This is a genomic window from Mesorhizobium sp. M0960, assembly GCF_040319055.1.
Taxonomy (GTDB): domain Bacteria; phylum Pseudomonadota; class Alphaproteobacteria; order Rhizobiales; family Rhizobiaceae; genus Mesorhizobium.
This window is the reverse complement of the sequence record NZ_JAMYNN010000039.1, coordinates 1-12614: the sequence shown is the minus strand read 5'-3', so window position 1 is coordinate 12614 and position 12614 is coordinate 1. Positions and strand designations below refer to the sequence as shown.

General features: G+C 62.0%; 10 protein-coding genes and 4 pseudogenes. 7 read left to right on the top strand and 7 right to left on the bottom strand.

Going from position 1 to position 12614, the window contains the following annotated elements; all coding sequences use genetic code 11:
• The first annotated feature begins 157 nt into the window (after positions 1 to 157).
• Genes NKH63_RS30795 through NKH63_RS30780 form a run of 4 tightly spaced genes read left to right on the top strand, consistent with a single transcriptional unit; the run spans position 158 to position 4816 of the window.
• Entirely contained in the window at positions 158 to 949 is a 792-nt protein-coding gene (locus NKH63_RS30795; protein WP_352920378.1) for an ABC transporter ATP-binding protein, read from the top strand.
• Complete coding sequence (locus NKH63_RS30790) at positions 946 to 2193, top strand: SfnB family sulfur acquisition oxidoreductase (protein ID WP_352920375.1); 1248 nt, start codon at positions 946 to 948, stop codon at positions 2191 to 2193. Before NKH63_RS30795 ends, NKH63_RS30790 begins: the two co-directional genes overlap by 4 nt.
• A 32-nt stretch (positions 2194 to 2225) precedes the next feature.
• Positions 2226 to 3401 (top strand): FMNH2-dependent alkanesulfonate monooxygenase, encoded by a 1176-nt coding sequence (ssuD, locus tag NKH63_RS30785; RefSeq protein WP_352754274.1) that lies wholly within the window; start codon positions 2226 to 2228, stop codon positions 3399 to 3401.
• The gene (locus NKH63_RS30780) at positions 3398 to 4816 is read left to right on the top strand and encodes an FAD/NAD(P)-binding protein (RefSeq protein ID WP_352920371.1); all 1419 of its coding nucleotides are present in this window, start codon (positions 3398 to 3400) and stop codon (positions 4814 to 4816) included. The genes ssuD and NKH63_RS30780 overlap by 4 nt, the downstream gene beginning before the upstream one ends.
• A 396-nt stretch (positions 4817 to 5212) precedes the next feature.
• On the opposite strand, the gene NKH63_RS30775 is transcribed toward NKH63_RS30780, so the two are convergent.
• The 5 genes and pseudogenes from NKH63_RS30775 to NKH63_RS30750 form a co-directional block, all read right to left on the bottom strand.
• A complete protein-coding gene (locus NKH63_RS30775) occupies positions 5213 to 6271 on the bottom strand; it encodes a class I SAM-dependent methyltransferase (protein WP_352684528.1) in 1059 nt (352 codons plus the stop codon).
• 40 nt (positions 6272 to 6311) lie between these two features.
• A complete protein-coding gene (locus NKH63_RS31430) occupies positions 6312 to 7520 on the bottom strand; it encodes a M16 family metallopeptidase (protein ID WP_502896384.1) in 1209 nt (402 codons plus the stop codon).
• 352 nt (positions 7521 to 7872) lie between these two features.
• Positions 7873 to 8368 (bottom strand): annotated as a pseudogene (locus tag NKH63_RS31425) (transposase); the annotation flags it as partial.
• Positions 8369 to 8518: 150 nt separating this feature from the next.
• Positions 8519 to 8793 (bottom strand): annotated as a pseudogene (locus NKH63_RS30755) (carboxylating nicotinate-nucleotide diphosphorylase); the annotation flags it as partial.
• Positions 8794 to 9388: 595 nt separating this feature from the next.
• A pseudogene (locus tag NKH63_RS30750) lies at positions 9389 to 10006 on the bottom strand (ISNCY family transposase); the annotation flags it as partial.
• 767 nt (positions 10007 to 10773) lie between these two features.
• Between NKH63_RS30750 and NKH63_RS30745 the strand changes: the two are divergent.
• Both NKH63_RS30745 and NKH63_RS30740 read left to right on the top strand, forming a co-directional pair.
• Entirely contained in the window at positions 10774 to 10923 is a 150-nt protein-coding gene (locus tag NKH63_RS30745; RefSeq protein WP_023721628.1) for a hypothetical protein, read from the top strand.
• A 112-nt stretch (positions 10924 to 11035) separates the two neighbouring features.
• Positions 11036 to 11227: a hypothetical protein gene (locus NKH63_RS30740; RefSeq protein ID WP_084642947.1), complete on the top strand. Its 192-nt coding sequence runs from the start codon at positions 11036 to 11038 to the stop codon at positions 11225 to 11227.
• A 27-nt stretch (positions 11228 to 11254) separates the two neighbouring features.
• Here the strand turns inward: NKH63_RS30740 and NKH63_RS30735 are convergent, their stop codons facing one another.
• Both NKH63_RS30735 and NKH63_RS30730 read right to left on the bottom strand, forming a co-directional pair.
• Positions 11255 to 11671, bottom strand: a complete 417-nt coding sequence (locus tag NKH63_RS30735) for a S46 family peptidase (RefSeq protein ID WP_352920368.1) — start codon at positions 11669 to 11671, stop codon at positions 11255 to 11257.
• On the bottom strand, positions 11631 to 11861 hold the full coding sequence (locus NKH63_RS30730) for a S46 family peptidase (RefSeq protein WP_352920365.1): 231 nt from the start codon (positions 11859 to 11861) through the stop codon (positions 11631 to 11633). Before NKH63_RS30730 ends, NKH63_RS30735 begins: the two co-directional genes overlap by 41 nt.
• Before the next feature lie 12 nt (positions 11862 to 11873).
• Between NKH63_RS30730 and NKH63_RS30725 the strand changes: the two are divergent.
• Positions 11874 to 12515, top strand: a pseudogene (locus NKH63_RS30725) (IS630 family transposase); the annotation flags it as partial.
• Positions 12516 to 12614: the final 99 nt, after the last annotated feature.

Below are 12614 nucleotides of genomic sequence, written 5' to 3'. Positions count from 1 at the left end.
AACCCTTTCCGCGGCCCGCGTCTTTTGTTAAAACCCCCCGGGTCAAAAACCCCCCCCCCGCCCAACCCCCCCCACCCGGTGGCACCAAATTAACCCCAAAAACCCGCGGCCGGCCCCCGGGCCGGCCCGCGATTTCCTGCCTATTGCGGAGTCATCGATGTCCAGCCCGGAAAATCCGATCCTGTCGGTCAGTCGCGTGGAGGCCGTCTACAACGGCGCCATCGCCGCCCTGCACGGTGTCGACCTGTCGGTCGGCAAAGGCGAGATCGTCGCACTGCTCGGCTCCAACGGCGCCGGCAAGACGACGCTGCTACGCGCCGTATCCAATCTCCTCCCGGCCGAGCGCGGCACTGTTACCGCTGGCCGGATCACTTTCGACGGCGAGGATGTCTCCAGGGCAAGCCCCTCTCACCTCGTCCGCAAGGGTCTGGTCCAGGTCCTCGAGGGCCGACACTGCTTCCGCTCGCTGACGGTCGAGGAGAACCTTCTGACCGGCGCGCTCGGGCGTTCGTCCTCCCGCACCGGCGTCAAGGCCGACCTCGACCGCGTCTATGCGCTTTTCCCCAGGCTCACCGGGAAGCGGCGAACCCGGTCCGGCCTCACCTCCGGCGGCGAGCAGCAGATGACGGCGATCGGCCGCGGTCTGATGTCGCGGCCGAAACTCTTCGTGCTGGACGAGCCTTCGATGGGGCTGGCGCCGCTGATCGTCGACGAGATTTTCAGCGCTTTGAAGCGGCTCAATCGGGACGAAGATCTTTCGATCCTTGTCGCCGAGCAGAATTCGGCAGTGGCGCTGAAATATGCCGACCGCGCCACCGTGCTCGAAAACGGAAAGAGCGTGCTGGAAGGGTCGGCCGCCGACCTGCGCCAGCGCGACGACATCAAGACCTACTATCTCGGCGGCACGCCGCTTCCATCGCAACATTTTCCCCAGGAGACCGCAGCATGACCATCCAATCGAAGCAGCCGTCCGATATCCGCAGCGCCGTCCCCCCGGTTGAGCGTCCGTCGGCCAGAGCGCATGTCATCAAGACCGACGCCGAGGCGATCGCTGTGGCGGAAAAACTGGCCGCAGACTTCGCCAAGGACGCCTCCAGGCGGGATCGCGAGCGCATCTGGCCGAAGGAAGAGCTCGATGCGTTTTCGCAGAGCGGCCTGTGGTCGATCAACGTGCCGAAGGCCTATGGCGGACCGGAACTCTCCTATGTGACGCTGTCGAAGGTGATCACCATCATCTCGGCGGCCGATCCGTCGCTCGGCCAGATTCCGCAGAACCATCTCGGCGTCGTCGCCGCCATCCGCACCGTCTCTGACGAGGCCCAGAAGCAGTTGCTCTTCGCCGAAGTTCTGTCCGGCACGCGGTTCGGCAACGCGTTCTCGGAATTCGGCTCCAAGCGGGCGGCCGATTTTGAGACCAAATTCGTCGACGCTGGCGACCACGTCGTGGTCAATGGCCAGAAATTTTATTCCAGCGGCGCGCTGCTCGCCCATCTGGTGCCGATCGTGGCGCTCGATGACGAGGGCCGGGCCTGGTATGCCATCGCCGATCGCGGCGCGCCCGGACTGACGGTCATCGACGACTGGTCGAGCTTCGGCCAGAAGACGACGCTGTCCGGCACAGTCCTGCTCGACAATGTGAAAGTGCCGAAGACGCATCTCGTCCCCGGCTACAAGGGCTATGACCGGCCGACGGCCGACGGCGCCATCTTCCAGATCATCCAGGCTGCTGTCGATCTCGGCATCGCCAACGCGGCGATCGACGAAACCGTCAGCTTCGTGCGCACCAAGTCGCGCGCGTGGATCGACAGCGGCGTCGATCATGCCTGGCAGGATCCCTACACGATCCAGGCGGTCGGCGACCTCCGCCTGCGGGCCAATGCGGCCGAGGCGGTTCTGGACAAGGCCGGCCTTGCGGTCGATCGCGCTGTGCTCGACGCCAACGATAAGACCGTCGCGGAAGCGCAGATCGCGGTTGCCGAATCCAAGATCCTCACCACCGAGATCGCCATCAACGCCACCAACAGACTTTTCGAACTCGCGGGCACGCGCTCGACATTGGCCGAGCACAATCTCGACCGGCATTGGCGCAACGCCCGCACCCACACGCTGCACGATCCCGTGCGCTGGAAATACGCGATCCTCGGCAACTACTATCTGAACGAGGTCAATCCGCCGTTCCATGCCTGGAGCTGAGCGAGACTCCGTCAAGTCATAGAGGACTATTCATGAGCATTGCCATTCCCGACAGGATCAAGGTCCTGTGGTTTCTCCCGACCCATGGCGACAGCCGCTATCTCGGCACCTCCGAGGGGGGCAGGGCGGTCGACTTGCCCTACCTCACCCAAGTCGCCAAGGCGGCCGACGCCATCGGCTACTACGGCGCGTTGCTGCCGACCGGGCGCAGTTGCGAGGACAGCTGGGTGGTGGCGTCGGCGCTGGCGCCGCTGACGCAGCGGTTGCGCTTTCTTGTTGCCGTCCGTCCCGGGCTGCAGTCGCCGACGCTCGCGGCGCGGATGACCTCGACGCTCGACCGCATTTCGGGCGGGCGCCTGCTCATCAACGTCGTCACCGGCGGCGACCCGGTCGAGAACAAGGGCGACGGCATCTTCCTCAGCCATGACGAGCGCTATGAGGTGACGCGGGAATTCCTCGATATCTACAAGGCCGTGCTGCGCGGCGAGACCGTTGCCTACGAAGGCAGACATTTGCGCATCGAGGACGGCCGGCTGCTGTTCCCGCCCGTGCAGACGCCGCATCCGCCGCTATATTTCGGTGGCTCGTCGGAGGCGGCCAATGCGGTCGCCGCCGAGCAGATCGATAAATATCTGACCTGGGGCGAACCGCCGGCTGACGTCGCCGCAAAGGTCGACCATGTGCGCGGCCTTGCCGAGAAGGCCGGACGCCAGGTGAGTTTCGGCATCAGGCTGCATGTCATCGTTCGCGAAACCAATGACGAAGCCTGGGCCGATGCCGACCGCCTGATCAGCCGCCTGGACGACAAGACGATCGCCGAGGCGCAGAAGGTTTTCGCGCGCATGGATTCCGTCGGCCAGTCGCGCATGAGCCGGCTGCATGGCGGCCGTCGCGACAAACTCGAAATCAGTCCGAATCTGTGGGCCGGTGTCGGCCTGGTGCGTGGCGGCGCCGGCACCGCTCTGGTCGGCGATGCGGCGATGGTGGCGGAGCGCATCGACGAATACCGGCGCATCGGCATCGATACCTTCATCTTATCCGGCTATCCGCATCTAGAGGAAGCCTATCGCTTCGGCGAACTGGTGCTGCCGCTGTTGCCGCTCGATCACGAGATCTCAACGCGGCCGACGGCCGTTAACATGGGCCCCTTCGGCGAAACGGTGGCCGGCGACCATCGCCCGTTGTCGCTGCGCGCGAGCCAGTCTTGAGCGCCAGCGAACCGATCATAGCGATTGTCGGCGGCGGCTTTTCAGGTGCGGCGACTGCGTTTCATCTGGCGCGACTGCTCCCGGCCGGTGCATCCGATATCGTGGTCGTCGAGCCCCGCGAGGGGCTCGGCTATGGTCTGGCTTATTCCACGGCCGATCCGGCACATCGCATCAATGTGCCGGCATCGAGAATGACGCTGATCTCCGGGCAGGACAGCCACTTTGCCGACTGGCTGGAGCAGACCAGAGCCATTGTAGACGATGCCGAGGCTATTGCCGCCTACGGAGCACTCTACCCGCAGCGCCGCGTTTTCGGGCGCTATGTGGAATCTCATCTCCGGCCCTTCCTTCTCAGCAAAACGATCCGCCATGTCAGGTCCGCCGTCGCATCGGTCGAGCGCACCGGCGAGGGCTACTGTCTGATCCTCGCTGATGGCGGGGCGCTCACTGCCGACGCCGTGGTGATTGCGACGACGCATCCGCCGCCGGCCTTGCCGATGCCCCTGAAGTCCGTGGCTGGCACAGCCGGGCTGGTGACCAATCCCTATGATCTCGAGAGGCTGGAAGCGATTGGCCGCGACGACCGTGTCCTGGTCGTTGGCACCGGACTGACGTCGGCGGACGTGATTGCAACGCTCGACCGCAGGGGGCATCGCGGCCACATCGTCGCGCTGTCACGTCACGGCTATCGCTCGCGCAGCCATGCAGCCTCGCGTGGCGATCCGATCGGCGATTTCACGACCCTGCCTTCACGCAGCGCAACGGCACTGTTCAGGCGCACCCGGGCAACGATCCTTGATGCCAAGCGTCGGGGCGAAGGCTGGCACCCGGTGCTCGACGCCGTCCGGCGACAGGGGCAAATCATCTGGCAGGCCTTGCCGCTCGCCGAGCAGCGCCGCGTGGTGCGCCATCTTCGCGCGCTGTGGGATGTGCATCGCTTCCGCATCGCTCCACAGATCGCGGCCGTGCTTGATCGCGGCGTTGCCGAGGGCAGGCTTGCCTATCGCGCCGCAACGATTGTCGGCGCCGAACAGGTCGACGGACGCATTTGCGTCAGGCAGCGGCTGCGTGGCCAACGCAGCCTCGTTGTCGAGGCTTTCGACAGTGTGGTCGTGACGACCGGACCGGCGCACGCCGATATCTTGCGGACCAACACGGCGATTGCGGCGCTCGAGCGGATGGGATTGGTCCGGCTCGACCCGATTGGTCTTGGTTTGGAGACCGACAGCCAAGGCCGTGCGGTCGGCACATCCGGGCGCCCGACCGACAGCATCTTCGTCAGCGGGCCACTGGCGCGCGGCAGCGTCGGCGAACTGATGGGAATTCCCGAAGTCACCGCACATACCGAGCGCATCGCCGCCGAAATTCACCAATGGTTGCGATACCAAACGGCGTTGCGTCGCAAGGCGTCGTGAAGCTGTGATTAGCATGAGTCTATTCAGATGACACTGACGGAACGCATCGCCAGGATTGAAAGCGCCTTCGAGGTTTATGAAAGCGCCATTGGTCGCAGTGCCGCTCCTGGCGCTTTTCGCGTTTGTCGCCGACGCCGCCGAAGTCGCCCAAGTTCAGGTGGAGAGACTGCGCGTTTGAGCGGAGTACGGTCTTCGGAGTTGGCTTCTCTGAGAGCACCGAACTAGTCTAGGCGACGAGCTTGGCTGCGTGTGCCTTCAACTACTGTTGGCTTCTAACAACTCCAATCTGATGTCAGGGGAGTGACGCCTCTGAAAATTTGTCGATAACTGTGAGTTCGGATTTTGACGAGATCTTCACCATAAAGCGATGAGCTGCAATTTCTAGCGACGGCCGCGCTAGGGACGGGCCTCCAGCACCATATTGAACGGCGTCTCCGTGGCGCGACGGAATCGCTTGAAGCCGCCGCCGGTCACCACCTTGCGTAGCCTCGCCTCGCCGGCCTGGGCGCCAAGCCCGAGCCCGACTTCCTGCGACAGGGATGCGGGCGTGCACACGAACGTGGAAGCGGCATAGTAAACGCGTCCGACGGGATTGAGGTTCGCCGCTAGATGATTATGCGCGAACGGCTCGACGATCATCCACGTGCCATCCGGCTTGAGCGACCCGTGGACATGGGTGGCGGCGCCCGCCGGGTCGCCCATGTCGTGAAGGCAATCGAAAAAAGCGACGAGGTCATAGGTGCCGGGATAGGTCTTGGCGGCCGCGACCTCGAAGCGCGTGTTGGCGCCGACGCCGGCTTCCTCGGCGGCCTTGCGGGCGCGCTCGATCGAAGGGGCGTGATAATCGAAGCCGACGAAGCGCGAATTGGGGAAAGCACGTGCCATGAGCACCGTCGATGCGCCATGACCGCATCCGACATCCGCGACCTCCACGCCGCGTTCGAGCTTCTCGACTACGCCCTCCAGGGCCGGCAGCCAGGAGTCGATCAGATTGGCATTATAGCCTGGACGGAAGAACCGCTCCGTGCCGCGAAACAGACACGCGCTATGATCGTGCCATGCAACGCCCTTGCCGGACTGGAACGCTTGCCTCACCTTTTCTTCATCGAGCCACAGCGCGGATAGGAACTCGAATGCGCCAGCCATGAAGGCCGGGCTATTTTCATCGGCGAACACCAGCTCCTGCTCGGCGTTGAGATAGAACTGGTCGTTGGCTTCATCGTAGTCGACGTAGCCCGCCGCCGCCTGCCCGGAAAGCCATTCCCTTACAAGGCGCTCCTGGGTACCGGTGCGTGTCGAAAGTTCGGCGGCCGTCATCTTGCCGCCTTCGCGCAATGCCTTGAACAGGCCGAGTCTGTCGCCCAGCAAGACTCCCGCGCCCGTAGCGATCGCACCGAGATCGCCGACCATTTTCCCCAAGAATGCGTCCAACTTTTCCTGACTCGCTTCAGACATCGGAATCTCCCTTTGGGCTCGATCTCTCCCAGGAAAAGCCTCACAAGGGGAGAAGAATGGCGAAATTGGAGCCCGGGCCCATTCTTTGGCGTCCACGCGCGGGCCGACCACCATAATGGCGGGTTCGGCCGAAAGCAGCTTCTTCGCCGCTGCCTCGACTTGGTCGATCGATGTGGGCGGCGCGGCGCTGGTGTAGCCGGTGCCAAGACCCGACAAGCGTGGCTGCAATCGAACTGGAGGAATCCAGATTGTTGGTAGCATAGGTGCCGATCAGATATTTCTTGCTCGCTTTTAGCTCGGCCTCTGTCGGCCCTGTTTCCGCCAACTCCCTGATCACGTGGCGTATCCGCCGAGCGTCTCGGCCGCCCTGTCGGCGCGCGTCGCCGTGGTCACGACAAGCGCATTGGAATGCTGGTAGTCTTTCAATCTGGAATGGATACCGTAAGCAAGGCCGCGCTTCTCGCGCACTTCCTGGAACAGACGTGAGGTAAATGGCGAGCCTCTGAGTATTTTGCTTATCAGCTGTGCGGCTTAGAATTCCGAGTCGCTGCGTCCGATGCCGGGAAAAACAAGCTGCAGCGAAGTCTGCGGCGGGTCGTAGGCGACCAATTACGCCGGCCGAGCTCGGGGCGACATCGGCCACCGGCGCGATCGCCTGCTTCTGAGGCAAATCGCCGACCGAGTCGTGGAGCCTTTCACTCAGGCCTTTGGCATCAATATCGCCGACGACCGCTACGTGCAGCCCGTCACCGACGAAAGCGGCCTTGTGGAGGGCGCCTAGATCGACCGGCGTTATGCCGGCGAGGCTCTCCTTGGTGCCCCTCGTCCGGCCTCGAATAAGGATGCGTGCCGTAGATTCGGCGCCGCTTGGCGCGGATGCGGTCGACCGGCTCCTGGTCGAAGCGGGGGCTGTTAGGCGCGAGCCTGAGCAGATCGAAGGCGGCGTCCTTCCGTTCGGGCAGCATGCGCATCTGCCATAAATGCCGTCGCGCTGCGCGTCGAAGCTCCTCTCGGCCCCGGCATGGTCAACCGTCACCTGGAAGGCATCGCTGTCGAGATCGCCGGCGCCCTCGTCGAACAGGCCGGTCATCAAATTGGCCAGTCCCTCCTTGTCAGCCGAGTCCTGCGTGGTGCCGCCGTCGAAGACGAAGCAGATGGCTCCGGTTGTGGTGACGGGACGGACGATAAGCAAGGTTCGGGGCGAAGTGATTTGTTCCGCGGCGGCGGTATGTTTTGGTGAGGTGATCATGCGACGTCTTCTTTGGTCGGGCACGTGTTTGCGGATGATGGTGCATGTACCGTGCCAAATGAGAAAACCATTTATACGCAGTCTGGTAGATCTGACCCTGCTACGTTGCGTGTCCGACATTGTCGGAAATTGGACAGCGCCGAACGCGAAGCGGCTCGGGGCTTGTGACGATGCTTGCGCGTGCTGCTGCGGAGGGGATATGAATGCGCTTCGAACTGGCGCGAGGCCTTCGAGGATGCCGGATTACTTAGCAAGGAGAAGTTGCTGGCGGACGACCGCCCATCCGAACCGTTTGGACGAGAATCACCCCTTAAACGGGGTCCTCATTCGGCACTCTCGCTGCGGCCACAGCCTAAGTTGCACCGACAAGGCGCGCCTGGAGCAGATCAATCTTGGCGCGGCCGTACGTTTGCCGCTTGATGAGTTTGAGCTTGGTGATCTGGCCTTCGGTCTAGCCATTCGACCACGGAGAGATGATGGCGTTGCGGACTGCGGCGATGTCCTTTTCGACCCTGTTTGCAAAGGAGCCGACGAGGCTTGCCTTCGCGCCGTCCAGCCGAGTGTCCAGTTTTGCGGCCGCCTTTGATCGGATCATCTGCTGAAAGTCGTCGATCAGCGTTCGCGCGATGACCGAGGTCAGGAACATTGCTCTCGATTGCCCCGATCAGTACAGCGTCCGATTTGGACAGGTCGTCACGCGCCAGCGTCATGAGCCTGGCGATGCTTCGTGCCGAAGGCGTGCGGGCAAGTGCGCTTTGATCGGTCCTTTCAGCAAGGCGTCTGCGCCGCGCCCATTCAGAGACGACGCCGATCTGGCCACGAAAGCCTTTCTTGCGCATTTCGCGCCAAGTCATGTGCTTGACCTGGCGGCATCGTCTTCGTCGAAATCGTTGCGTCCATTTCCATCCTGTTCTTTGGTTTCTGGCCTTTACGGCTTCTCTGCTAGCCGCTTGACGGTGACCGGAAAACTTATCCGCCCGGTGCCGTCCATCAGTCGATTATGAGTCCCGATAATCAAGTCCGATATCCAAGATCGGCGCGCTATGGGTCAGCCAGCCGATGGAGACCAGATCGACGCCCGTCGCAGCAATCTGCGCAGCCATGCTTCGGTGACCACCCGCCCGGCAACCATCGCCACCGCGTGGCGCAACTCATCGACCGACATGTTGTCGAGCAGGATAGCGTCGGGGGCGAAGCCAAGTGCCTCCTCCAACTGGATCAGCGTATCGACCTCCACTTCGATTTTGACGAGATGACCTACGCTTGCTCGCGCCAGCCACGCTTGCGGCGGCAACGCTCGTCATCCGCCGCTCTATAACCCTCGACAAGGGCCTCAATGCGATTTCAGTCAAGATGCAATCTCTCCGCTCTCGAAGGCGAGAGACTGGCAACGCACAAGCAGGAGCGACATTCCTATTTGCCAGATCAGGTGTTAAAGCAAGTTAGAGATGAGACAGCGCTGGAAAATTAGAAATGCGACACTTGTAGGGCAGGGCGTTTCGGTTCCTAGCAAAGTAGAAATGTCGCACCGACGGTGAAGCCGCGCCTTCTTGGCACCGACGAGAGCGCCCGATCGGGCGTCAGCTGGTCGGGGTTGCGCAGCCCGATCGGGTGCCTTCCAGTGAAGCTCCCTTGGCTTTAGCTTTGAGACCCGCCGCTGGACAGATCGCGGCGGACTGGCGCTGCACAGGCAGTCCGCTTGCCTACACTTTGCCGAAAATTCATCAGGGCAGCGGGGCTTCCGGCAGCTTGCCCGAATTCTCCATCAGGAATGCGAGAACATCGTCCAGGCGGCCACTGGCCCTGCCTGAATCTGCCGGATCACCCGCACCAAATTTGTTCGGGGTAGTGACTTCAACACGGTCGACAGCGGCCGCCATGCGCGCCAGTGCTTTCTCCCGTCTGGCAATGACGGCCGGGTCGTTCATGAAGTCCCGCCGACGCCCAGGCTTGCCGTCGCGCTTCACATAGCCATTGCCCACGCTCCCGTCTGGGATGCCGAACATATGGTCTGTCTGGCCGGTTCGCCGCGGAGCGTGCTGGCTACGCTTCAGCTCCCGAGCTTCCTGCATCTCGGCAACCATCAGCAGCGCCGCATCGAGACGTTTGTTCTCGACGACTGCAGTCCTGTGCACTGAGCGAAGTTTGTCGAAGGTTCTGTAGGGCAGGCCGATGCCATCATGAGTTACCTCGAGCCGGCCGTCCGGATAGTCGCAGACAACGACCTTCTTGCCGGCAAGACGCTTCGCCAAGTCGGTTGGATCGAGGATGAACAGCACCTTGTCGTAGCGCAGCGTCAGCGCCTTAGACACGGTGCGAAACTCTTTATGGCACATCGCGCCATCCAACTGTTCGTGATCGGCGAGGGGCCGATGCATGTTCTTCGGATTGCGGGGCTCTTTGCCAAAACGCGCGTTGAAGTCCGCCATGAACTCTGGAGCGTAGGCGTTTGCCGCCTCTATCGTGCTGATGCCACGAAGGCGGGAATCTCGCTCGCTTTCATTAGCCGCATGTTGCTGGTCATCGCAGATATCTCCGTTGGTGGTCGGCATGGAAATTGCGCCGACGCTCAAACGTGCTTGAATGCGCGCACCTTCGCTACCTGTGCACTTGCACAGGTTGTAGGCAGGCCTGCAGAAGGCGCGGATCGAGTGTTCCTGCGCATTTGTTCATTGTTGGCACCCCGGACACTCAACCGTGTTGCTAGAACAACCCACCTGCTCCGTTCCAACAGCAGCATTGGCCACCGGAACGCTCCCCTTGCCCGCACTGAAAGCCGGCGCTCAGGCAGTCGGAGTCAGTCATGCCGAGGCGCCATTTACTTTTCCCCACAAGTCGCACGAGCCGCACGCGCTCTTTTCGCTCTGGAGTCCAGTAGGTTGGGTCTGGGTTGGCTCAATCGAGGGGATGGGCGTCTTTCCATTTAGCTATAGGCTAGGAAAAGCTCCTTAGATCCCGCAGTCAGGAGTCCACCAATCGGTCGAGATGGCTGCGAACCGCGTTGCGGGCGGGATTGGGTGCTCCGACGGATCGATACCCAATACCTGCGCCATTTGTTCTTCGATGGCATTATCGCCCCCCGCGTATAGCTAAGTGGTGTGTACAAACCTGATCTACACGACCTAGCGCGATTTGGAGCCAACCGGCCTGGGACCTGGGCGGCCGCCTCGCCGCCTCTGGCTCTGCGCCGCAAAATCGGGCCGGTTCCGCGTCCGCATCGAATGACGCCGGTTAGAGGTGGTCTCGGAACGGGGTGCTCGGCATTTATGATCCGACCGAGCGCCAGCGAGTGATCGTCGGCGGGCTGGACGGCGGCATCATGTTAGGGGACTACGGCCTCCAGGCGCGCGAGGAATGCCGAGACCTCGGCGCCGATGTCGGCCGGTTCAGTCACCGTGGGTGACGGCCTAGCTACTCCCCGATCATCCCCGATTCAATTCAAATTTGTCTGTAAATATTGACGATTGCGCGACCTTCACCTCGTAGACGGCAATGGGGTGGTTAGAGAGGGTCCTATGACAAGCGATTTTTCCGCCGCCCGAGTGCATTTAGATCGAGCGTATGACTACCTTTGTGGCGATGACCCGATGAGTCGAAGGGGACGCCAAGCCTTGGACCTGCTAATTGAGGCGGTTGCCGTCGAAGAGTTCAAGCAGCCACGCCAAAACGCGGAGGTGCTAAGGTTTCCGATTGGGCGCCGCTCCTGAGGCAATCTCCACGGCCGCCATGTAGCCTCAGGTGAGGCGCTCACCGGACGGTTGCGCCGCCACTATGAACCATGGTGAGCAAATCCTCCAGAAGGCCAAGAAGCCCGCCCCGCATGAGCCGAGGCGGGCAATAGAAAATGGGGTGCCCAAGCGCGTCCATGAAACAGCGCCGCAGGTAAAATTCAGCAGAATGTCCATCCTGGCGCCTTCAACGGCGATGCGCAGCCAGTTCTTGGGCCGGTAGGGCACGTTGTCGCGCGCATATGGCCGGGAGGAACCATCAGGCGCGACATAGGCGCGACAAAAGCCGAAGTGGCCCGTGTGGCGCGGCCACATCCAGTTATCCGTTTGGCCGCCGAAGTTGCCGATGCGGAGCGCGGGCGCATAGACGAGGCGCACGTCCTCAATTTCGAGCTTCGGAGGAGATAGTAGAGGCGCCGCCATAATGGGCCCCTACGTCGCAACGGTGATTGGGCTGTCCTTCACATGCGGCGATCAGGGCCTTTTTGTTCGTGGCGAGCCGCTCATAGCGGGCAAACCCGTTCAGCTTGTCTGAGACGCTCTTGAGCATTTCAGCGGTCACATCCCGCATGTCCTCGATCACATAGATGCGGCTGCCGGGCGCCGCGGGCAATTCTTCACCCAGTTCAAGCTGTCGAGCGATCCACTGTTCGTCGACAAGGTTGGCGACATCGTCGGGCTCTACCTGTCACCGCCCAACAGGGCACTGGTTTTGAGCGTCGACGAGAAGAGCCAGATCCAGGCACTCGATCGGGAGCAACCGGTCCTGCCGATGATGCCGGGCGTGCCGGAGCGCCGGACCCATAGCTATGTCCGACACGGCACCACCTCGCTGTTCGCGGCGCTCGATGTGGCGTCCGGCTTTGTGATTGGCAAATGCTACAAGCGGCACAGGGCGACCGAGTTTCTGGACTTCCTCAAGCAGATCGACGCCAACGTGCCGCCCGATCTCGATGTCCACGTCATCATGGATACCACAAAACCGCGCTGGTCAGGTTTCTGTCGCGCCGGCCTCACTACCATGTCCACTTCACGCCCACATCGGCATCCTGGATCAATCAGGTCGAACGCTGGTTCGCTGAACTGACCCGAAAGCAGCTGCGACGCGGCGTGCATACCTCAACCAGCCAGCTCGAGGCCGATATTCGCACCTTCATCGAGCGCCACAATGAGAACCCAAAGCCCTATCGATGGACCAAGTCCGCGGACGAAATTCTCTCGTCCGTCAGGTGTTTAGGCCGAGCAGCGCTTATGTGGCGAACTTTAGGTTCACATGACTAGCTAGACCACGTCCTGTGATCGATGAATCGATTGTGATGTGACGGCTGCGTTTTGTGCTGATTCAACATCCACCTCGATGGAGGTG